This is a genomic window from Pseudonocardia sp. D17, from assembly GCF_036984265.1.
Taxonomy (GTDB): Bacteria; Actinomycetota; Actinomycetes; order Mycobacteriales; family Pseudonocardiaceae; genus Pseudonocardia; species Pseudonocardia benzenivorans.
In genome coordinates this window covers 16,514-36,702 of the sequence record NZ_BPRG01000076.1, presented here as the reverse complement: position 1 = coordinate 36,702, position 20,189 = coordinate 16,514, and the positions used below count along the sequence as shown (strand labels likewise).

The 20,189-nt window shown below is 72.3% G+C and carries 22 protein-coding genes; 7 read left to right on the top strand and 15 right to left on the bottom strand.

All coding sequences use genetic code 11. The features are described from left to right. The 7 genes from PSD17_RS14190 to PSD17_RS14160 form a co-directional block, all read left to right on the top strand. Nucleotides 1-472 (top strand): NADH-quinone oxidoreductase subunit B family protein (locus PSD17_RS14190; protein ID WP_339122904.1); only part of this gene is annotated, 472 nt, incomplete at its 5' end. 13 nt (nt 473-485) lie between these two features. Further along, nucleotides 486-2,501, top strand: a complete 2,016-nt coding sequence (locus PSD17_RS14185; protein ID WP_339122903.1) for a proton-conducting transporter transmembrane domain-containing protein — start codon at nt 486-488, stop codon at nt 2,499-2,501. Further along, nucleotides 2,498-3,445 carry a respiratory chain complex I subunit 1 family protein gene (locus PSD17_RS14180; RefSeq protein ID WP_339122902.1) on the top strand — a complete coding sequence of 316 codons (948 nt, stop codon included), beginning with the start codon at nt 2,498-2,500 and terminating at the stop codon, nt 3,443-3,445. Before PSD17_RS14185 ends, PSD17_RS14180 begins: the two co-directional genes overlap by 4 nt. 46 nt (nt 3,446-3,491) lie before the next feature. Then, complete coding sequence (locus PSD17_RS14175) at nt 3,492-4,154, top strand: hypothetical protein (protein ID WP_234027697.1); 663 nt, start codon at nt 3,492-3,494, stop codon at nt 4,152-4,154. Next, nucleotides 4,151-5,656: a proton-conducting transporter transmembrane domain-containing protein gene (locus tag PSD17_RS14170; protein ID WP_339122901.1), complete on the top strand. Its 1,506-nt coding sequence runs from the start codon at nt 4,151-4,153 to the stop codon at nt 5,654-5,656. Before PSD17_RS14175 ends, PSD17_RS14170 begins: the two co-directional genes overlap by 4 nt. Further along, a complete protein-coding gene (locus PSD17_RS14165) occupies nt 5,653-7,167 on the top strand; it encodes a hydrogenase large subunit (protein ID WP_339122900.1) in 1,515 nt (504 codons plus the stop codon). The genes PSD17_RS14170 and PSD17_RS14165 overlap by 4 nt, the downstream gene beginning before the upstream one ends. 131 nt (nt 7,168-7,298) lie before the next feature. Continuing rightward, the gene (locus PSD17_RS14160) at nt 7,299-7,691 is read left to right on the top strand and encodes a DUF5313 domain-containing protein (RefSeq protein WP_013672961.1); all 393 of its coding nucleotides are present in this window, start codon (nt 7,299-7,301) and stop codon (nt 7,689-7,691) included. Between the two features lie 285 nt (nt 7,692-7,976). Here PSD17_RS14160 and catC read toward each other — a convergent pair whose 3' ends face one another. From catC to PSD17_RS14085, 15 genes are all read right to left on the bottom strand, one after another. Continuing rightward, nucleotides 7,977-8,252 carry a muconolactone Delta-isomerase gene (catC, locus tag PSD17_RS14155; RefSeq protein WP_339122899.1) on the bottom strand — a complete coding sequence of 92 codons (276 nt, stop codon included), beginning with the start codon at nt 8,250-8,252 and terminating at the stop codon, nt 7,977-7,979. A gap of 100 nt (nt 8,253-8,352) precedes the next feature. Continuing rightward, nucleotides 8,353-9,201: a catechol 1,2-dioxygenase gene (gene catA, locus PSD17_RS14150; protein WP_339122898.1), complete on the bottom strand. Its 849-nt coding sequence runs from the start codon at nt 9,199-9,201 to the stop codon at nt 8,353-8,355. Between the two features lie 38 nt (nt 9,202-9,239). Then, a complete protein-coding gene (locus PSD17_RS14145) occupies nt 9,240-10,343 on the bottom strand; it encodes a mandelate racemase/muconate lactonizing enzyme family protein (protein WP_339122897.1) in 1,104 nt (367 codons plus the stop codon). A gap of 25 nt (nt 10,344-10,368) precedes the next feature. Beyond that, nucleotides 10,369-11,421, bottom strand: a complete 1,053-nt coding sequence (locus tag PSD17_RS14140; protein ID WP_103380543.1) for an NADH:ubiquinone reductase (Na(+)-transporting) subunit F — start codon at nt 11,419-11,421, stop codon at nt 10,369-10,371. Between the two features lie 9 nt (nt 11,422-11,430). Beyond that, nucleotides 11,431-11,751 (bottom strand): phenol hydroxylase subunit P4, encoded by a 321-nt coding sequence (locus PSD17_RS14135; RefSeq protein ID WP_013672967.1) that lies wholly within the window; start codon nt 11,749-11,751, stop codon nt 11,431-11,433. Nucleotides 11,752-11,753: 2 nt separating this feature from the next. After that, nucleotides 11,754-13,283 carry a YHS domain-containing protein gene (locus tag PSD17_RS14130; RefSeq protein ID WP_013672968.1) on the bottom strand — a complete coding sequence of 510 codons (1,530 nt, stop codon included), beginning with the start codon at nt 13,281-13,283 and terminating at the stop codon, nt 11,754-11,756. A 1-nt stretch (nt 13,284) separates the two neighbouring features. Beyond that, on the bottom strand, nt 13,285-13,569 hold the full coding sequence (locus tag PSD17_RS14125; protein ID WP_013672969.1) for an MmoB/DmpM family protein: 285 nt from the start codon (nt 13,567-13,569) through the stop codon (nt 13,285-13,287). Next, nucleotides 13,566-14,513, bottom strand: a complete 948-nt coding sequence (locus PSD17_RS14120) for a phenol 2-monooxygenase (protein ID WP_339122896.1) — start codon at nt 14,511-14,513, stop codon at nt 13,566-13,568. Before PSD17_RS14120 ends, PSD17_RS14125 begins: the two co-directional genes overlap by 4 nt. A 53-nt stretch (nt 14,514-14,566) precedes the next feature. Continuing rightward, on the bottom strand, nt 14,567-14,956 hold the full coding sequence (locus PSD17_RS14115; protein ID WP_013672971.1) for a hypothetical protein: 390 nt from the start codon (nt 14,954-14,956) through the stop codon (nt 14,567-14,569). A gap of 159 nt (nt 14,957-15,115) precedes the next feature. Continuing rightward, entirely contained in the window at nt 15,116-16,030 is a 915-nt protein-coding gene (locus PSD17_RS14110) for a LysR family transcriptional regulator (RefSeq protein ID WP_339122895.1), read from the bottom strand. 83 nt (nt 16,031-16,113) lie between these two features. Beyond that, nucleotides 16,114-16,422 carry a carboxymuconolactone decarboxylase family protein gene (locus tag PSD17_RS14105; RefSeq protein ID WP_339122910.1) on the bottom strand — a complete coding sequence of 103 codons (309 nt, stop codon included), beginning with the start codon at nt 16,420-16,422 and terminating at the stop codon, nt 16,114-16,116. Nucleotides 16,423-16,439: 17 nt separating this feature from the next. Then, nucleotides 16,440-16,571: a hypothetical protein gene (locus PSD17_RS14100; RefSeq protein WP_339122911.1), complete on the bottom strand. Its 132-nt coding sequence runs from the start codon at nt 16,569-16,571 to the stop codon at nt 16,440-16,442. Nucleotides 16,572-16,925: 354 nt separating this feature from the next. Then, nucleotides 16,926-18,005: an IS110 family transposase gene (locus PSD17_RS14095; RefSeq protein ID WP_339122894.1), complete on the bottom strand. Its 1,080-nt coding sequence runs from the start codon at nt 18,003-18,005 to the stop codon at nt 16,926-16,928. A gap of 121 nt (nt 18,006-18,126) precedes the next feature. Then, entirely contained in the window at nt 18,127-19,008 is an 882-nt protein-coding gene (sigJ, locus tag PSD17_RS14090; protein ID WP_339122893.1) for an RNA polymerase sigma factor SigJ, read from the bottom strand. Between the two features lie 390 nt (nt 19,009-19,398). Beyond that, nucleotides 19,399-20,187 carry an alpha/beta fold hydrolase gene (locus PSD17_RS14085; protein WP_339122892.1) on the bottom strand — a complete coding sequence of 263 codons (789 nt, stop codon included), beginning with the start codon at nt 20,185-20,187 and terminating at the stop codon, nt 19,399-19,401. Nucleotides 20,188-20,189: the final 2 nt, after the last annotated feature.

Below are 20,189 nucleotides of genomic sequence, written 5' to 3'. Positions count from 1 at the left end.
GCGGGCGATCCGCCGGCTCGGGCGGGCCGCCGAGCCCGCACCCGCACCTCCCGTGCCCGCGGGTCCCGCGGTGGCCGCCGAGCTGGCCGGCTCGGTGCAGGTCCGCCACGTCGACGCGGGGTCGTGCAACGGCTGTGAGCTGGAGATCGGCGCGGCGTTCGGGCCGGTGTACGACGCGGAGCGGTACGGCGCGCGGCTGGTCGCCTCGCCCCGGCACGCCGACGCGCTGGTCGTCACCGGCGCGGTGACCCGGAACATGGTCGAACCGCTGCGCCGCACCTATGAGGCGGTCGGCGAGCCGAAGGTCGTCGTCGCGGTGGGCGACTGCGCGCGCAACTGCGGGGTCTTCGCCGAGGCGTACGGCGTCGTCGGCGCGGTCGCCGATGTCGTCCCGGTCGATCTGGAGGTCGTCGGCTGTCCGCCTCGCCCGGAGACGATCGTGGCCGCGCTGCGGCTGTGCACCGGCCGGTGAGCACGGTGGCCCGATGAACGCGGTGGGCTGGGGACTGGTGTCGGCGGTCGTCGTCGCACTGGCCGCGACGGTGGCGGCCCTGGCGGTTCCGCGCCGCCACCGGCCGGCCGTGACCGGCGTCGGTGTGGTCGCGGCAGGGCTGCTCGGGACGGTCGCGGGCGTGGTCGCGACGACCGGCACGACCTGGTCGGTCGCGCGCCCCGATCTGCTTCCGCTGATCGGTCTGGAGCTCGACGTCGATTCGTTGTCGGGGGTGTTCCTCGCTGTCGGTGGCGTCGTGGCGATCGCCGCCGGGACATATGCGATCGGGGCCGCGCGGCACGGTCTCGACGGGCCCGGCGTGCAGGCTGCGCTGCCCGCGTTCGTCGCGTCGTTGCTGCTGGTCCCGGCCGCGGGCAGCGTCGGCACGCTGCTGTACTGCTGGGAGCTGATGGCGCTGACGTCGCTCGTGCTCGTGGTGGCCGAGCACCGGGAGCGCCCCGCGGTGGCGTCGGCGGGGCTCTGGTACGCCGTCATGACGCACGCGGGGTTCGTGGCGATCATGGTCGGGTTGCTGGTCGCGGCCGGCGCGGCCGGCGACGGCTCGTTCGCCGCGATCCGGGCGGCCGCGAGCGGGTTGTCGCCCGCGGCGGCGAGTCCGGCGTTCCTGGCCTGCCTGGCCGGGTTCGGCTCGAAGGCCGGCATGGTGCCGCTGCACCCGTGGCTGCCGCGGGCCCATCCCGAGGCACCGAGCCATGTGTCGGCGCTGATGTCGGCGGCGATGGTCAACCTCGGCGTCTACGGGATCGTCCGGGTCGGGGTCGACCTGCTCGGGGGAGGCCCGTCGTGGTGGTGGGTGACGGTGCTCGTGCTCGGCGCGGTCTCGGCGGTGTACGGCATCCTGCAGGCCGCGGTCGGCAGCGACCTCAAGCGGCTGCTCGGTTACTCGACGACCGAGAACATGGGCCTCGTCCTGGTCGGCGTCGGTGCGTGCGGGATGTTCGCCGCCGCCGGGAGCCGCGCGCTCGCCGGCCTGGCGCTGACCGCGGCGCTGCTGCACGTCATGACGCACGCGGCGTTCAAGACGGTGCTGTTCCTGTCCGCCGGATCGGTCCTGCACGCGACCGGCACGCGCGATCTCGACGCGCTCGGCGGGCTGCGCAGCCGGATGCCGGTGACGACGGCGGCGTTCGGCGTCGGCGCGCTGGCGGCGTCGGCACTGCCGCCAGGCGCGGCGTTCGTCAGCGAGTGGCTGCTGCTGCAGGCCCTGATCCACGGGCTCCCCGCGCCCGGCGTGGTGCCCGCGGTGGTGCTGCCGCTCGGGGTCGCGGCGATCGCGCTGACCGCCGGGCTCGCCGTCGCGACCTTCGTGAAGGCCTTCGGAATCGGGTTCCTCGGCAGGCCGCGTGGCGCCGGTGCGGCAGCCGCGGCCGAGAGCGGCCCGGCGGCGCTGACCGCGATGGTGCTGGCGGGCCTGGCCTGTGTCGCCGCGGCGGTCTGCCCGACCCTCGTGCTCCCGACGTTGGCCGAGGTCGCAGGGGGCGTCGTGCACGCCGCGCCGGCGGTGACGGGAACGGTCGCAATCGAGCTCGTCGGGGTGAGCGGTGTGTTGTCGCCGGTGCTGCTGGTCGTGACGCTGATCGCCGCCGCGGCGGCGGTCGTGGGTGCGCTCCGGCTGCTGGCTCGTCGCCGGGACCGCAGGCGGGCGCGGCTGTGGGACTGCGGGGCAGGCCCGCTCTCGGCGCGCATGGAGTACACCGCGACGTCGTTCGCCGAGCCGCTGCAGCGCGTGTTCGACGACGTGCTGGCCCCGGAGCAGGACGTCGACGTCAGCCACCACGAGGAGTCGCGCTACCTGGTCGCCGCGGTGTCCTACCGGCGCGAGCTGCCCGACCGGGTCGAACGTCGGCTCTACACCCCGCTCCTGGACGCGGCCACGGCGTGGGGGCGGGCCGGGCGCGGCCTGGCGACCGGGAGCGTGCACCGCTACCTCGGCTACGGGTTCGTCACCCTGTGCGGCCTGCTCGCGTGGCTCGTGGTGACCCGGTGAGCGCCCTCGGGGTCGCCGGTGGCGTGCTGCAGGCGGTGGTGATCGTCGGCGGTGCGCCGCTGCTGCTGGGTCTGATGCGCCAGGTCCGGGCGCGGCTGGAGGGCCGCGCCGGGCCGGGCGTCGGCCAACCCTGGCGTGACCTGCGGAAACTGGTGCGCAAGCAGTCCATCTCGCCGCGTGGCACGACGGAGGTCTTCCGGGTCGCGCCGGTGCTGCTGGTGGCCATGACGCTGGTCGTCGCGGTCGTGGCCCCACTGGTCACCACCGCGTCCGCGGTGCCGCCCGTCGCGGACCTGTTCGTCGTCGTCGCGCTGCTCGCCCACGCCACGGTCGTGATCGCGCTCGCCGGGCTGGACAGCGGGACCGCGTTCGGCGGGATGGGCGCGAGCCGGGAGGTGACCGTCCTCGCGCTCGTCGAGCCGACCGCCCTCGTCGCGATCTTCGCGCTGTCCGTCCCCACGGGGTCGACCAGCCTGCCGACGATCGTCGGCACCGCCCTCGACGACCCGCAGCGGCTCATCTCACCGGCGAGCCTGCTCGCGGCGGTCGCGCTGGCGGCCGTGATCGTCGCCGAGACCGGACGGCTGCCGGTGGACAACCCGTCGACGCACCTCGAGCTGACGATGATCCATGAGGCGATGGTCCTGGAGTACGCGGGCCCGGACCTCGCGCTCGTCGAGCTGGGCTCGGCGATGCGGCTGTCGGTCTATCTCGGCCTGTTCACCTCGCTGTTCGTGCCCTGGGGGATCGCCACCACCGCGTCCCCGCTCGCACTGGCCCTCGGGGTCGTCGCGCTGGCCGTCAAGGTCGGGGTCGTGGGCGCCGGGCTGGCCGCGCTCGAGGTGTTCCTGGCCAAGCTGCGGCTGTTCCGGGTGCCGGAGCTGCTGGCCGGGTCGTTCCTGCTGGCCCTGCTCGCCGTCACCACCGCCTACGTCCTCGGCTGACCGGATCGACGCCAGTGGAGGACACACCGGAATGGAGCCCGTCGTCATGAGCCCTCCCGCCGCAGCGCTGCTCGACGTCGCGGCCGGCGCGCTGCTGCTCACCGCCGTGCTGGTGGTCTGGCGGCGCGACCTGCCGACGATCCTGCGGATCTTCACCGCGCACGGGCTGGCGCTCGGTGCCCTGGTCGGTGTGCTGGCCTGGGCGCAGCGCTCGGTGGAGCTGGGGCTCGTCACGATCGGGGTCCTCGCGGTGCGCGGGGGGCTGCTGCCGTGGCTGCTGCGCCGCGCGCTCGCCGGGGCGGGACCGGCCCGTCGCGAGGTCCGGCCGGTGGTCAACGTCACCGCGTCGCTGCTGGCCGTCGCGGCGCTCGTGCTGCTGGCGTTCTCCGTCTCGGTCCCGCTCGTCGAGCTCGGGGAGTCGCCCGCCACGCGGGCGGTCCCGGTGGCGGTCGCGGTGGTCCTGATCGGGCTGCTCGTCCTCGTCACCCGCCGGCACACGGTCTCCCAGCTCGTCGGGTTCCTCCTGGTGGACAACGGGATCACGGCCGCCGGGTTCCTCACCACGTCGGGCATCGGGCTCGTCGTCGAGGTCGGGGTGGCGCTGGACGTGCTGCTGGCGGTGCTCGTGCTGCAGGTGCTCGCCGGGCGGATCCGCGACACCTTCGGCGACGTCGACCTCGGCGAGCTGCGGGAGCTGCGGGACCGATGACGACACCCACGCTCGCCGCGCTCGCGATCGCGCCGATCGCGGTCCCGGCGCTGACCGCGGCCGGCTGCGCCGTCGCCCGCCGCCGCACGGCCGCTGCCGCGGGCATCGGCTGCGCGGCCGCCGTGCTTGCGGTCGCAGCCGGCCTCGGGGCGCATGTCGTCGCCGACGGTCCCGTCGAGGTCGCCGGGCTGCGCGTCGACGCGCTCAGTGCGTTCATGCTGGTCGTGATCGGCGCGGTGGCGATGGTCGCCGCCATCGCGGCGCCCGCCCACGTCGCCGCGGAGGTCGACGCCGGCCGGCTCGCGCCGAGCACGGCCCGGCGCCAGAGCGTGCTCGTGCACGCGTTCCTGGCCGCGATGGCGCTCGCCGTGCTGGCCGCGGACCTCGGCGTGCTGTGGGTCGCGGTCGAGGCGACCACGATCGTCACGGCCTTCCTCGTCGGCCAGGGCCGCACCCGGGGGGCGGTGGAGGCGGCCTGGAAGTACGTCGTCATCTGCTCGACGGGCATCGCGCTGGCCCTGCTGGGACTCGTGCTGCTCAACCACGCGGCCGCGCACGCGCCCCTCGGGACCGGCGGGCACGGGCTGGACTGGGCCGGCCTCGTCACCGCGGCCCCCGGCCTCGACCCCGGCGTCACCCGGATCGCGGTCGTCCTGCTCGTGCTCGGCTTCGGGGCGAAAGCCGGGCTCGCGCCGCTGCACGCCTGGCTGCCCGACGCACACAGCCAGGCGCCCGCCCCGGTGTCGGCGCTCATGTCCGGCGTCCTGCTGGCCGTGTCGTTCTCCGCGATCCTGCGGGTCAAAGTGATCGCCGACGCCGCGCTCGGCCCCGGGTTCGTCCGGGCCCTGCTGCTCGGCGCCGCGCTCGTCTCGCTCGCCGTCGCGGCCTCGCTGCTGCTGGCCCAGCGCGACTACAAGCGGATGCTCGCCTACTCCAGCATCGAGCACATGGGCCTGCTGGCCCTCGGCGCCGGCATCGGCGGGGCGGCCGCGACCGCGGCGGTGCTGCTGCACGTGCTCGGCCACGGGCTGGTCAAGAGCGTCGCGTTCGTCGGCGCCGGCCGGATCGCGCAGCTCACCGGGACCAGCCGGATCGACCGCGTCCGCGGGCTCGTCGCGACCCAGCCCGGCCTGGCGGCAGCAACGGGCCTCGCGGTCCTGGCCCTGCTCGGGCTGCCCCCGTTCAGCCTGTTCGCCAGCGAGTTCGCGATAGTGCGGGCCGGCCTGGCCGGCGGCGACGGTTCCTCCGCCGGCTGGGCGGTCGTCGTCGCGCTCGGGCTCGTCGTCGTGATCGGGGCGGCGATGCTGCGGCACACCGGACGGATGCTGCTGGGCCCCGCACCGGACGGCCCCGGGGCGGCGGCCGCGCCCCGGCGGCTGCCGCGGTCGACCGCCGTCGCCCTGGCCGCCGGCCTCCTCGCCGCCGCCGTGCTCGGCGTGACCGCGGGCCCGCTCGCCGAGCTGATCACCCACGCCGCGCGCACCCTCACCGGAGCACCATGACGACGCCCATCGGTACCGGCGCAGGCCGGATCGTCTCGACGGTGCCCGCCGACGCGTTGCCCGAGCGCGCCGCCGCACTACTCGCCGGCGGCGCCCGGCTGGCCCTCGTCGCCGGACACGACGACCGGCCGTCCGGCGGCGGGCTGCGCACGGTCCATCTGTTCGTGCAGCCCGGCGCCGACCTGCGCACCGAGCTGCACGTCCACCTCGACCCCGGCCGGCCGGCGCTCCCGAGCCTGGCCGCGCTCTCGTTCCCGGCGGGCCGGTTCGAACGCGAGCTGCGGGACCTGTTCGGCATCGAACCGGTCGGCCACCCGTTGCCGCGCAGGCTCGTCCGGCACTTCCACTGGCCTCGCGGCTGGTACCCGATGCTCTCCGACGCCGGTCCGGCCCCGGCGTTCGGCGACCCCGACGGGCCCTACCCGTTCCGCCCGGTGGAGGGGCCCGGCGTCTACGAGATCCCGGTCGGGCCGGTGCACGCCGGCATGATCGAGCCGGGACACTTCCGGTTCTCGGTGGTCGGCGAGACGATCCTCAAGCTCAAGGCCCGGCTGTGGTTCGTCCACCGTGGGCTCGAGAAGCTGGTCGAGGGCCGCGGTCCCGCCGACGCGCTCGAGATCGCGCAGCGGGCGAGCGGGGACACCACCGTGGGGCACGGGGTCGCGTTCTGCCAGGCGATCGAGGACGCCCTGGGCATCGACGTCGGACCCCAGGCCCACCGGCTGCGTGCGGTGCTGCTGGAGCTGGAGCGCCTCTACAACCACGTCAACGACCTCGGGGCGCTGTGCAACGACGTCGGCCACGGCGTCCTCAACGCACACGCCCAGCGCGTCCGGGAACGACTGTTGCGGCTCAACGACCAGGTCACCGGACACCGCCTGCTGCGTGGCGCGGTCGTTCCCGGGGGCGCGGCCGTCGTCGCACTGCCCGATCCCGCTGTGCTCGCCCGGGTGGCCGCCGACGTCGCGGAGATCGCCGACCTCGCGCTCGGGCACAGCGTCGTGCACGACCGGTTCGCCGGGACCGCGGTCCTGACCCGCGACCAGGCCGCCGAGCTCGGCACCCTCGGCTACGTCGCGCGGGCCAGCGGCCTTGCCGTCGACGCCCGCCACGACCACCCCGTGCTCCTGGACGAACTGCCCCGGGCCGAGTACAGCTGCACCGGCGGCGACGTGCTCGCCCGCTTCCAGGTGCGACGCGAGGAGATCGACCTCGCCGTCGCGACGATCGCCGCCCTCGCCGAACGGCTCGACGGCCCGGACCACCGCGTGGACCCGCGCGACCGACCCGGTTCGGGCCGTTCGGGTGTGGGCATCGTCGAGGGCTGGCGCGGCACCATCACGCACCGCGTCGAGCTGGCCGACGACGGCACGCTGCGCCGGCTCAAGATCGTCGACCCGAGCTTCTTCAACTGGCCCGCCCTGCCCGTCGCCCTCGCGGACACGATCGTTCCCGACTTCCCGCTGGTCAACAAGAGCTTCAACCTCTCCTACGCGGGCAACGACCTCTGACGCGACGGTCGGTGCTTGCACATCGTGGCAACTTCGAAACTCGGCAACGAGATAGGCTGGACCGTGACGACGTGTTCGTCCGCGAGACCCGCGGCGATCCGCGGCGAGGACGGCAGGAGACGAGCCCGACCATGACGACGGTGCAGCGTCCGAGCCCGGTGCGATGGCTGTGGTACGCGCTCGGCGGATCCCTGCCCGCCCGCCACCGCGAGTGGGTCCTGTACGACGCGACCCGCCCCACGTGGCAGCTCCGCCACTTCGCCCGCGCCTGTGTCCAGCTCGGGCTGATCACGGTGCCGGTCCTGCTCCTGGTTCCCGGGCCGCTCTGGGTCAGGGCACTGGCCACCCTGCTCGGCTGGCTCGTCGCCCTCCAGTACGTGCTGTACACCGCCGACGGGTCCGTCGAGCACAGGGTGCAGAAGGCGGGCTACCCACCGGGCACCGCGCAACGGGTCCGCGACGACGCCGGCGCCGACGAGCGGGCGGCGGCCGCCGCCCGCTACGCCCGCCGCTACCGCACCTGACGCGCGCTCGTCCCCGGCCGGGCGGGTCGACCGCGGGTCCGTCAGGCGACGAGACCGGCGGCTGCGGCGCGACCGCGAATCTCGACCGCCGTCTCGAGCATGGCCGCGGTGCTGGTGAACCGGTCCTGGGGGTCAGGTCCACGATGAGCTCGTCGATGCGCGTGAGCGCGTACGCCGCGTCGCGGTGAACATCCCGCGGAACACCCATGATCCCGTCGGCACCCCGACCAGCTCCTTGCTCCTGCCCGGCTGACCCAGGGTTTCCGGCCGATCTTGCGCAGCGGCCTACAGCGCGGAGGGGTGCGGGCACAGCGCCGTCACCGCGATCGTCATGAAGGGGAACAGCGGCAGGTTCCAGAGGATGTCGTGCAGCTCGTCGGAGGAGTCCACGTCGAACACGCTGACGTTCGAGTACCGGCCCACGACCCGCCAGATGTGGACCCAGGTGCCCTGTTTCTGCAGGTCCTGGCAGTATGCCCGCTCCCGGGCGACGAGATCGGCCCTCACCTCCGGGGCGAGGTCACGGGGGATCGCGACATCCATCGTGACGTGGAAGAGCATGTGAGGTGTCCTCTCGGGAGGGCAGGCGACCCACGTCGCCCGCCCGCTGTGGCACGAGGCCGTGGGTCCGGCTCCGGCGGCCGGAGCCGGACCCGGGCGGTCAGGCGCGCTCGAGCACGAAGTCGTACTCGACGGCCCAGCCCTCGGCAGTGGGCGTGGGGTCGAGGACGAGCTCGTCCTTCGTCGCGGTCGCGACGTCGTCGTCGAGCCATTCGCCGCCCGTGAAGTACAGCTGCGTGGTGATCTGGCGGTGCCCGTCGGCGCGCACCATCAGGTGCAGGTGGGCGGGCCGCCACGGGTGCCAGCCGGCGGCCGAGATCAGCGCACCGGTGGGTCCGTCCGTCGGGATCTGGTACGGAGCGGGCTTGATCGAGCTGATCTCGAACCGGCCCTGGTCGTCGGCGACGACCACGGCACGCAGATTGCCGTCCGGCAGGTGCGGCGCGAAGCCGGAGTAGTAGCCGTCCGCGTCGGCCTGCCAGAAGTCGATCTCGGCGCCGGGGAGGGGATGGCCGTCGAGGTCGCGGACCTGCCCGCTGAACACGAGCTTGTCGCCCTTCTCGTCCGCGCGCATCGGGAGCGTCGCCACCGCGGGCAGCCGGGTCTGGCCGGGCAGGTAGTACGGGCCCTCGATGGTGCCGACGGTTCCTCGCTGGGTCCGGGCGGCGACCTTCTCGATCTCGTGCTCGACGAAGACGTCGAGGAACAGCGGCCATTCGCCGCCCTCGCCGACGTCCATCAGCCACCGCTTCGCGGCCTGGAACTCGGGGTAGGTCACCTCCTCCTCGCGCACGACCTGATGGATCGCCTCGAGGACGCGCCGGACGACGCGGTCGGTGCGTTCCTGGCTCGTCGCGGCGGGGCCACGACGCTCGGAGCTCGCCCGGAACGCCTCGGACGCGTTGGCGCCCGATCCGGCCGCGGTGGGGGACGGGGTGGTGGTGGTCATGCTGTTCCCTTCGTTGAGACCTCGTTGTTCGTCCGGGGTCAGCGGGCGTCGGTCCGGTAGTGGCGGAGCTTGTCCTGGTCGATCTCGATGCCGAGCCCGGGCGCCTGCCGCACCCGCACGGTCCCGTTGCGGATCTCCAGCGGTTCGGTGAGCAGGTCGTCGCTCATGTCGAGGAAGTTCGACAGCTCACCCGCCCGGCGCGAGGTGCCCTCGAAGGCGGCGCCGAAGGCGAGCGAGCAGAGCGAACCGATCTGCCCGTCGATCTGGTTGCCGAGCACGACCTCGACCCCGAGGCCCTCGCACTGGGCGAGGATGCGGTGCGAGCCGGTGAACCCGGTGCGCGCCGTCTTGATGCTGATGCCGGTCGCGGAGCCGCCGAGCAGCTCGCGGGTGACGTCCCCGGCGGTCGGCGCGCTCTCGTCGGCGAAGATCGGGACCGGGCTCTGCGTCACCAGCCACCGGCGGCCCAGTACGTCGTCGGCGGGGCACAGCTCCTCGGCGAACTGCAGGTCGAGGTCGGCCAGCGCCCGCAGCGCGCGTGCGGACTCGACCGGGGTCCAGCCCCGGTTCCCGTCGATGTAGATCTCGGCCTCCGGCATGGCCTCACGCAGTGCGCGGCAGGCCGCCACGTCGAGGCCGATCGGGCGGCGCCCGACCTTGACCTTGAAGGTCGCGATGCCGTACTGCTCCTGCATCCGGCCCGCCTCGGCCACCATCTCGGCCGGCTCCGCGAACCCGACCATGTGCGCGACGCGCATCCGGTCGCCGAACCCGCCGAGCAGGTCCGTCACCGGGACGCCGAGCGCCTGTCCCACGATGTCCCACAGCGCCATGTCGATGGCGGCCTTGGCCGTAGGGTTGCCGACGGTACGGTCCAGGCGAACGCGGACCTGCTCGCGATCGAGGGGGGACAGGCCGACGATCTGCGGGGCGAAGACGGTCGTCACGATCGCGACGATCGACTCCTGCGTCTCGCCGTAGGTGAACGGCCGTGGCGGCGCCTCCGCGGTGCCGACCAGTCCGTCGTCGGTGTGAACCCGCACCAGGACGTGCTCGGCGTCCGAGACCGACCCCGACGCGAACCGCAGCGGCTTGCGGTAGGGGATCGCGAAGGGGACCGCCTCGACCCTGCTGATCTTCATGACGTGCCTTCCCGACCCGGACGGGTCAGCGTCGGATGAGCGGACTCCGGACGACGGTGGACCCCGCTGCCCGGTCGGCGGAGTCGAAGAAGTCCTCGCGGTAGATGTCGCGGGGGAAGAGCCGCGCCTTCATGAGGGCCTTCATCGTGTCGCGCACGAACGCCGGGCTGCCGCAGATGTAGGCAACGTTGCCCGACGCCCGCGGGTAGTCCTCGGCGAGCATCGTGGGCACCCGCCCCGTGCGCCCCTCGAACTCCTCCTGGGACAAGGCGGGCCGGTAGGTGAACCACCCGTGCGCGGCGGCGAACTCCTGCAGCCACTCGTGCTCGTAGAGATCGGCCGCCGTGGGAACGCCGTGGTAGAGGACCACCTCGTGGCCGCTGCCGAGGTCCTCGATGTGCCGGAGCATCGCCTTCATCGGCGCCAGGCCCGTGCCACCCGCCAGCATGAGGATGGGCTCGTCGCGGGCGGGGCGCAGGAAGAACTGGCCGTAGGGCCCGGACACCGGAACGGCGTCGCCGACCGCGAGGTCCTTGAAGATCCAGCCCTCGGTCGCCGCTCCGTCGGGTGAGCGCTTGACGTGCAGCTCGATCGTCGTCGCGTCGGCGGGCGCGACGGCGAGCGAGTACGGGCGCGTCTCCCCGGCCGGGGTGCTGAGCTGCACGTACTGCCCCGGGTTGAACGGAATGGGCCGATCCAGCTCCAGACGGACCCGTCGAACGGTGGGGGCGATGTCCTCGAGCCCCACGACCGTGCCCGTGTAGTCGCGCACGGGGTGGACCTCGACCCCTGCCTCGACGTCCACCTCGCCCTCGATCGTCACGTCGCTGCGCGGCGTCGCGACGCACAACAGGGCCGCGCCCTCGTCCCGCTCGCTGTCGAGGAGGGCGTAGGGGGAGGCGTCGCCGAGGTCGAGCTCGCCGTCGAGGACCTGCGCCTTGCAGGTGCCGCAGGTGCCGTGCGTGCAGGCGTGCGGCAGCCAGATCCCCTCGCGCAGGCACGCGTCGAGGACGGTCTGGTCCTCGCGGCACTCGATCTCGGCGCCGATGGGTTCGACGGTGACGGTGTAGGTCTCCATGACGACTCCTCAGGCCGAGAAGTGCAGCAACGCCTTGTGCCCGATGCCGAGGTCGGCGAGCGACGCGTCGTCGGCCGGCTGCAGCGGCTCGTCGAACAGCCGCCACCCGGCGACGGCGGCGGCGTCGAAGTCGGGGTCGGAGCCGGCCCACGGTGCGACGACGCCGGCCACGAACTCGCCGAACGGCATGGCCTTCGGCACGCGGAAGCACGCGGCAGAGCAGAACAGCGGATTGCCGTCCCAGTGCACGTAGACGAGCTGGTCGTCGCCGAAGTTCTCGGCGCGGTCGGCGGACGGGAACTCGTAGTCGTAGAGCGCCTTGACGGCCATGGTCAGCTCCCCTGCTTCGGTGCGCCGGAGTGCCACTCGGCCCACGACCTCTGGTCCGGCGAGCCCTTGTACTCGCCGTTGTCGCCCTCCTGGATGCCGTACCAGTCGAGCACCTCCGGCACGCTCGGCCCGCCGCAGTTGCCCTGGTAGATCTGGTGGACGGGCAGCCACGCCTGGACGAACTTCTCCGGCTCGCGGTCGAAGATCCACTTGCAGCCGTCGGAGCAGGTGTGGAAGGTCTCGCTCCGGAAGCTGCTCGTGCGGAAGGAGGTCGACGTCGGGTCGTCCGGCTCGGTGAAGACCATAGGGATCTGGCAGACCTGGCAGAGCTGCGGCAGGCCCTGGAAGAAGATCCGGCCACCCGCGGCCTCGGTGCGGGCGTGCTTGTCCCACACCGGCTTGTAGAGCTCGTCGAAGGTGCCCGGGTACTGCTCGGACAGCCAGGCCGAGTGCTCCACGCCGGGCGTCTGGGTGGTGAACGCCGCCGCGAAGCTGAAGTTGTGCAGGATCTTGTACACCTGGTGGGACAGGTGGTCCTTCTCCGCGATGGCGTCCTCGACGTGCCGCGGCGGCCTGATGCCGTAGTACTCCAGGTCGGGGAAGAGCCCGCCGAGCATCTGGTCCTCGAAGTAGAGCTCGAAGGCCTCCTTCCAGCTCATGACCGGCTTCGGGAGCATGTAGTCCATCATCGCCGCGACCAGCGCCGACATGCGGTACGCCCGCCAGAACCACTTGTCGATCCAGGCCTGGATGATCGGGACGTTGCCCTCGTCCTGCTCGAGCAGGAACTTGATCGCCTCGAGGCCCAGTGTCATGTGCCGGCTCTCGTCGGACTGCGCCGAGAACCCGAACGACATCGTCGGCATGTCGCCGTTGAAGCTCGCACCGCTCATGAAGGGCACGAAGAGCAGGTTCGTCAGGAGGTACTCGAAGCTGAACGAGATGGAGATCAGGAACTCGAAGGGCCCCGCGCTCATCGCGTCGTCGAACAGGGACTTCGGCACGGACAGGTACCAGACCCGGTCGTGCATCTTCGACCAGCTGTGGAAACCGCCGTAGTACTTGTTGTAGTTGCTGATCGTGTGGATCTGGGTCTGGCAGTGGCGCAGCTCGTCGATGCTCTGGCAGAGCGCGGCGAAGCGCGGGGCCGGGCCCTCGAGATAGCGCGCGAGGTACGCGAAGTGACGGTGCGCCGCGTACTCCAGCGGCGTGACGCCCTGAATGAACAGCTTGATCGCGTTCAGGTACGAGGCGTCGGCGAGGCCGAGGTGGCCCTGGCTCTGGGCGAAGCCGTCCAGGACCGCGTAGAGGCGCTTGTCCTTCTCCGCCTGGTACTTGTAGTAGGCGTCGACGGTCAGTCGGAACGGGTCCTGCCAGCCGTCCCAGTCGTGGATCTTGATCCCCTCGTACGAGGTGTAGGGGAAGAGCTTCTCGCGCTCGACGTAGCTGGGCTCCCAGTCGAGGTCGCGGGTCAGCAGGGCGTAGCGCTCCTTGAGCGGCAGCTTCTTCGCGCGGGGTTTCGCCTGGGTCATGTCAGTGCTCCCAACTCACGATGATCTGGTCGTCGTCCCACTCGGAGAAGTTGCCGGCGTAGGACACGATCGCCAGCTGGAACTCACCGGTGTCCCACTCGCGGCCGAGCTGTGCCTCGACCGTCTCGCGGTTGACGACGATGCGGCCCGCGGCCTGCAGCTTGAGCAGCCCGGGCAGGTGGCGGATGGTCAGTTCCGGGTTGTCGGCCCTGATCGCGTCGACCAGCGGCCGGTTCTCCTCGGCGTCCTGGATGTCGATGCCGACCTGGCGCAGCGTGGAGGTCATGCCGCGACCCCGTCCAGACGGTCCGCGACGACGGCGGACAGTGCGCCGACCGCCTCCTCGGCGCGGGGCCTCCAGGTGGCGGCGATGCGGTCGAGGTGTTCGGTGTTCGACGGTCCGTGCTCGGGGTCGCCCCGCCATGCGGCGACCAGCGCGTCCAGCCAGCGGCGCTGGTCGGCGAACCAGGTCGTGAGGTACTGGGCGACCAGGCTGTAGGCGCCGGCGCCGCCGAGGAGTGCCTTCTCGTCGAGACCCGAGTACATCGCCGGGAAGAGCAGGGAATCGACGTGGTCGATCGCCAGCAGGCCCTCCGCCCAGTCGTCGACGACCATGATCTCCTCGACGAGGCGCCGCAGCGGCTGCAGGTGCGCACCGTCGAGCCATTCCTGCTTGGCCGTGGTGAGCACGTCACCGACACCGCCGGCGACGGCGATGCCGACCCGGGAGAGCATCTGCGCGTTGCCGATGCGGTCGAACGCGGCGAAGGTGCAGCACTGTGCGAGCGAGGTGCCGTGGGCGAAGCGGGCGCCGGTGACGGAGACGAGCTGGCAGCCGGACTCGTAGTGGCGCAACGGGATCACCACCGACCCGAGCACGCTGCGCCATGCCTCGGGGAGCGTGCCCAGCAGCTCGCGGTCCTCGAGGTAGGACAGGGTCTTGCCGAACTCGTCGTGCAGCCCGGCCCGGTTGGTCACGTACGGGGTGTAGAAGAAGCCGCGCGGGTCCGCATACGTGTAGGGATCCGTCAGCCGCAGCGCCGAGTACCGCGGGTCGTACAGCTCGCGGTCCTGCGCCCAGGTCGGGCGGTAGTGGAAGTTCTCCCGAGGCTCGACGTCGAGCGTGGCCTCCTGGTAGCGGGTCGCCGGTTGGTCACCGAAGCGGTCGATGACGTTCTGATAGCTCTGGCGCTTGGCTTCGATGACCTGGTAGCGCAACTCGTACTGCACGGGTGGCTCCTGTCGGTTCGGATGAGGTACGGGCGGTTCGCCGCGACCGGGCGTCAGGCCGGCGCGATCAGGTTGAGCAGCAGCGACCGGAGCTCGTCCTCACCGGCCAGCCGACGCGGCTGTTCGTCCTGCCGACCCGTCACCATGAGGCTGACCAGGGCCGAACGGCCGGACATGACCGTCTGCACGCGGGCGGCACGATCCCGGTATCCCAGCGTGAACGCGAGCTCCCCGGGGCCGACCTCGTCGTCGAGGCTGATGACGTCGCCGTGTGCGCGTAGCACCGCGTTCGCCTCGGACACGAGCTGCTCGGCGAGCGAGCGGACGATGACCTGGGTGTCGGTCGCGATCGGCACCGGCGCGGGCAGGCTCTGCTCCGTGCCGGTGGCCGGCGCCGGTTCGCCGGCGAGGAGCGCCTGGACGCTGTGCATGAACGGCGTCACGTCGACTCACCCTCGACCGGGGCGGCGAGATGGGGGACAGGCATGTCGGTGATCCTCCGAGGCGTGTCGGTCCTCGACGACCGGACCGTGACCCGAGTCTCGTCGACGGACTCGGTCGTGGGAAATACAGAAATCGTCCCCACTGAGACCCCTGTCATCTCAATGACGCGAGGTCTTCACCTTCCGGCCACCGCCGATGAAGGCCTCCGCACGGGCGCGGACGCGGGCCACGAGCGGGGACGGCTCGTTCACACGCGTCGCGAGAGCCAGCTCCACCTCCCGGGTCGTGCCGGCGAGCGGCAGGTAGCACGCCCCGGTGATCTGCAGGTGCCGAACGGAGGCCGGGACGAGCGCGACGCCGAGCCCGGCCGCGACGAACGAGACCAGGGTCGAGGTCTCGGCGACCTCGTGCATCGCGGCGGGGACGAACCCGGCGTGCTGGCACGCGTCGATCACCGCCTCGTACACGACGGACCGGTTATGGGACGGGTAGGTGATGAACGTGTCGTCGGCCAGGTCCGCGAGCCGCACGGGCCCCTTGTCCGCCAACGGGTGCTGGGCGGGCAGGACGGCGATCAACGGCTCGCGGCGCAGGATGCGCACGTCGATCGCGGAGCTGCGGACGGGAGGACGCAGCAGCGCGAGATCCAGCGTGCCGTCCTCCAGCGCGAGCACCTGGCGCGGCGTGAGCATCTCGCCGTAGACGTCGAGCTCGATGCCGGGCAGGTCCGCCCGCAGGACCCGGACCAGCGACGGGAGCAGGTCGTAGGTCGCCGACCCGGTGAACCCGATGGCGATCCGGCCGAGCAGGCCGCGGGCGACCTGCTCGGCCTCGGTCACCGCGTCGTCGACCGCGGCGAGGATCTCTCGCGCCCGCTTCAGGAACCGCTCGCCCGCCGGCGTGATCTCGACCTTGCGGGTGGTGCGCCGGAACAGCGTCACGCCCATCTCGGCCTCGAGCGCCTTGATCTGCTGGGACAGCGGCGGCTGCGCCATCTGCAGCCGCTCCGCGGCGCGCCCGAAGTGCGCCTCCTCCGCGACGGCGACGAAGTACTGGATTCGCCGCAGCTCCACGGCGGCAGAATAGCCTGGTCACGGGGGTGCCGGGCGGCTCGTCCAGCCGCCGCGGCACCCGGCCCGGCCGAACACGGCACAGGTCAGCCGGCGACCCGGTAGCGGCTGGTGACCGCGACCCGGTTGAAGGCGTTCATCACCGTGGCGAGCCAGGCGACGGCCGAGACCTGGTCCGGGGTGAGCACGGCCGCGGCGGCGTCGTAGTCCTCGTCGGCGACGTGCCCGTCGGAGATGCGGGTGATCGCCTCGGTCAGACGCAGGGCGGCACGTTCGGTCTCCGAGAAGTACCCGGTCTCCTCCCAGGCGGGCAGGACGGCGATCCGGTCGGGGTTCTCGCCCTTCTTCAGGGCGTCGCGCGTGTGCATGCGCAGGCAGAACGCGCAGCCGTTCAGCTGTGAGCTGCGGATCCTCAGGAGCTCGACGAGCAGCGGGTCGATTCCTGCCGCGCGAGGCTCTGGTCCACCTCCTCCGACAGGGCGATGAGGGTCTTGTACGGGGTGGGGTGCTGCTTGCCGATGTTGACGCGCTGGGTGGTGGTCATGGTTCCTTCGTCTCGTCCACGTCGTGTGTCGGCAGGGAGACGAGATGGCCGGGCCGGACGTGACAACTGATATGTAGTGCCCTCCTGTCAAGGGCAGGGTGAGGCGCCGCCGGGAAGTGGTCCTGGCGGCGCCTCGTGCTTCGTCGCTGCGTCTTGGTGGTGAGCGTGTCGTTGGCGACGCGCGGTCAGACTGATATGCGCGGGTTGGTTACCGCAGGACGGGCTTTCGGCAGGAGCTCACCGCGTGTCTAGGGTCGAGCGTGGCGCGGCTGTGCCGGGCTGCTCATAGTTGTGTCGCGGGTTGCTCCACGCGCTGCCACCACGGTCTGCGGCGACGAAGCGGCTGGTGGGGTGTTAGGTCAGCATGGCCAGTGACCAGCACCAGCCGGTCAGCTCCCGGGCGATGGCGACGTTGGCGATGACCGGGCGTTTGCGGCGCAGGTTGAACGTGACCCAGCGTTGGTGCAGACGCCGGTTGCCGAGGTCACCGCGAGCTCTGGCCTCGGGCGGGGCGAGTTCCCAGCGCTGGCGCATGACGGCCCCGGGTGCGTAGCGGGCTCGGTGATGCCAGGCGGCTTCGACCAGCAGCCGACGGGCATGGGAGTTGCCGGTCTTGGTGATGGGGCCCTGTACTCGCGAGGCACCGGAGGAGTATTCCGAGGGCACCAGCCCGACGAAGGAGCCGATGCTGGAGCCGGTGAACCGCTGCCAGTCACCGATCTCGACTGCGAGGGCGAACGCGGTCAGGGTCGACACCCCGCGCAGGCAGGCCAGACGGCGCGTGATGGGCGTGAACTCGCTGTCGCCGGCCATGGCCGTGATCGCGGCGTCGAGGCGGTCTCGGCGTGCGGTGACCGACAGGACCGCGTCATAGTCGGCGTCGAAGGCCATCCGCGTCGCTGCCTGCTCGAGGTGCTGCTGCCGCAGCCAGCGGTCATGAGCCGCGGTCCAGCCCTGCCCACCGGAGTAGACGATGCCCTGGCGCAGCAGCAGTTTCGACAGGCGGTGGCGGGCACGCATGAGATCGCCGCGGCAGTCCTCGCGGGCGCGCACCAGGTCCCGCGCCGCTTCTTGATCGACGCTGGGGACGGTGACCGGCGTGATCTCGCCCAGGCGCAGCAACCGAGCCAGATGAACAGCGTCTTTCGCGTCGGTCTTGACCCGATCGCCGGCCGGGCGGTGCAGCTTGGACGGTGCTGCGACCACGCACCGGATCCCCGACTTGGTCAAGAACCGGGCCAGACCAAACCCGGTCGGACCGGCCTCATAGGTCACCGCGACCGGCCCGTTCAGTTCTGTGATCCAGGATCGGATGTGATCGTGTGACGGCGTCAGCCTCGCTTGAACGAGCTCGCCGGTCACACCGTCGATCGCCGCCGCCACCACCGATCGGGCATGGACATCAAGCCCAACACTCGTACGCTCGACAAGCACCGGGGCCTCCCACACATGTCGGATCGGCCGAGCAGGCGGCCCCTGCCCGGCAACCCACGAATTGTGTGAGTGAGGCCCCGGCCCGCAACCGCCTCACGCCGAGCCGGTCACGTCATACCGTCTAGACGTGGCTCAGCTTGTCCGGGTTGATGACCCTGCGGTATGCGGTGATCAGGCCCCGCGCGATCTCCACCGTGTCGACGGAGTAGACGCGGCCCTCGCGGCGGAACACGAGGGCGAGCTCGCCGCCGACCTCGACGAGGTCGATGCGGTCCGCACGCCACCGCCGGCCCACCCGCACCATCACCTCGGCGACGCGTTCGCCGCCGTGGATGACCTTGCGCGCCGCGAACGCCTTGGCGCCGCCGTCGGTGACGTACACGGCCCCGGGGTGCAGCAGCTCGACGAGTCCGGCCAGGTCCCCGGCCTCGTAGGCGGCGCGGAAGGCCGTCAGCACCCGTTCCCGCTCCGCCCTCGACGCGGGTACGACCGCCTGCCTCGCCTTCACGACCTGCCGCCGCCCTCGTGACCCGAGCTGCCGGGCGTTCGGCACGGACACGTCCAGCACCTCGGCGACCCGGCCGAACTCGAACCCGAAGACGTCGTGCAGCACGAACGCCACCCGCTCCGGCGGGCTCAGCTCCTCCATGACCAGGAGCAACGCCGCGCTGACGGACTCGTCGACGAGGACCGGCACGGACGCGTCGGGCCCCGTGAGCAACGGCTCCGGAAGCCACGGTCCGACGTAGGTCTCGCGTCGTGAGCGGGCACTCTTGAGAATGTCGTAGGAGCGCCGCGCGGCGACCGTCACCAACCACGCCCGGAGGTCGTCGACGGCCCGAAGGTCCGCGCGCAGCCACACGTCCTGGGCCACGTCCTCCGCATCGGCGACACTCCCCAGCAACCGGTATGCCACGCCGAAGACCGCCGGGCGATGCGTCTCCCACTCGGCGCCGAGCACGTCCTGGTGCTCGGGCGGTCCCGGGGCCGGGCCGTCACCCATGCAGATCGCAACCTCCTCCGACGGTGGGCACGCCGCGTCGCTCCCCGGCGACACTCGCGGGGCCCGCGACGTCCGCGACAGCCAACAGGTTCGACCTGCGCCACCGCAACGTGCCGCGTCACGGCGCGGTGTGCGGCCGCGGCTCGTCGGGGGTCGAGCCCGTCGATCTCGACGACGGCTCGGTCGTCCCCGCCGACGCCGTCCTCGTCGGCATCGGCACCCGTCCCGCGACGGACCGGCGCTCCTGTTCCGACCCGCGGTCGCCGAGCCCGCTCGGACCGCCACCGCACGCCCCGCCCCGGCGAACCACCCGGCCGTCACCGCACCGGATCGCCGACGGAACCGCGGTGACGTCCGATGTCCGGGGTCGACGCCCCGTCGCCGGACTGCTCATCCGTGGTGGTCGCGCAGGAGTGCCGTGACCTCCTGCGGCGCCTCGGCGGGTGCGAGATGCGCGACGCCGTCGAGGACCTCCAGCCGGCCGTGCGCGACGCCGTCGGCGATCTCCTGGAGCGACGCGACGGGCGTCGGCCGATCGTGGCTGCCGGCGACGGCGAGGACGGGAACGGTGATCTTCGGCAGGCGGTCGCGGACGTCGTGCGAGGCCAGGGCCCGACATGCCCGTCCGTAGTCGACCGGGTTCGCGGCACGCAGCGAGGCGATGAGGGCGTCGGCACGGTCGCGGTGCCGGTCGGCGAAGCCCGGTCCGAACCACCGCTGCCGGGACCCGTCGACGACGGCGTCGACCCCCGATCGCTCCACCAGAGCGGCCCGGTCCGACCAGCCCTCGGGCTCACCGATCCTCGCGCCCGTGCAGATGAGCGACGCGGCCACGACCCGATCGGGACGGTCGAGCAGCAGGTGGAGTCCGACTGCGCCCCCGATCGAGTCGCCGGCGTAGTGCACCGGGACACGCGCGCCGAGGGTCGCGTCGACCGCGTCGAGGACCCCCTCGGCGAGCTCGGACATCGTGAAGTCGGCAGCGGCGGGGGCGCTGCGGCCGTGGCCCGGCAGATCCCAGGCCAGGACGTCGAAGGACTCGAGGAGGCCGGGAAGGCATGGCCCCCACAACGCCGCGGTGCTGGTTCCGAGGGACGGCCCGAGAACGAGCACCGGTCGCCCCGCTGCCGGTGCCGGGCAGGTCACCGTGACCGCAGGGATGCGCGTCGTCACGCTCATCG

Bases quoted from the DNA above. Each gene is read 5' to 3' on its own strand.
- PSD17_RS14185 (WP_339122903.1), top strand. From the start codon at position 486: ATGAACGCGGTGGGCTGGGGACTGGTGTCGGCGGTCGTCGTCGCACTG.
- PSD17_RS14175 (WP_234027697.1), top strand. From the start codon at position 3,492: ATGAGCCCTCCCGCCGCAGCGCTGCTCGACGTCGCGGCCGGCGCGCTG.
- PSD17_RS14170 (WP_339122901.1), top strand. From the start codon at position 4,151: ATGACGACACCCACGCTCGCCGCGCTCGCGATCGCGCCGATCGCGGTC.
- PSD17_RS14165 (WP_339122900.1), top strand. From the start codon at position 5,653: ATGACGACGCCCATCGGTACCGGCGCAGGCCGGATCGTCTCGACGGTG.
- PSD17_RS14160 (WP_013672961.1), top strand. From the start codon at position 7,299: ATGACGACGGTGCAGCGTCCGAGCCCGGTGCGATGGCTGTGGTACGCG.
- catC (WP_339122899.1), bottom strand. From the start codon at position 8,252: ATGCTCTTCCACGTCACGATGGATGTCGCGATCCCCCGTGACCTCGCC.
- catA (WP_339122898.1), bottom strand. From the start codon at position 9,201: ATGACCACCACCACCCCGTCCCCCACCGCGGCCGGATCGGGCGCCAAC.
- PSD17_RS14145 (WP_339122897.1), bottom strand. From the start codon at position 10,343: ATGAAGATCAGCAGGGTCGAGGCGGTCCCCTTCGCGATCCCCTACCGC.
- PSD17_RS14140 (WP_103380543.1), bottom strand. From the start codon at position 11,421: ATGGAGACCTACACCGTCACCGTCGAACCCATCGGCGCCGAGATCGAG.
- PSD17_RS14135 (WP_013672967.1), bottom strand. From the start codon at position 11,751: ATGGCCGTCAAGGCGCTCTACGACTACGAGTTCCCGTCCGCCGACCGC.
- PSD17_RS14130 (WP_013672968.1), bottom strand. From the start codon at position 13,283: ATGACCCAGGCGAAACCCCGCGCGAAGAAGCTGCCGCTCAAGGAGCGC.
- PSD17_RS14125 (WP_013672969.1), bottom strand. From the start codon at position 13,569: ATGACCTCCACGCTGCGCCAGGTCGGCATCGACATCCAGGACGCCGAG.
- PSD17_RS14100 (WP_339122911.1), bottom strand. From the start codon at position 16,571: ATGACCACCACCCAGCGCGTCAACATCGGCAAGCAGCACCCCACCCCG.
- sigJ (WP_339122893.1), bottom strand. From the start codon at position 19,008: ATGGGTGACGGCCCGGCCCCGGGACCGCCCGAGCACCAGGACGTGCTC.
- PSD17_RS14085 (WP_339122892.1), bottom strand. From the start codon at position 20,187: ATGAGCGTGACGACGCGCATCCCTGCGGTCACGGTGACCTGCCCGGCA.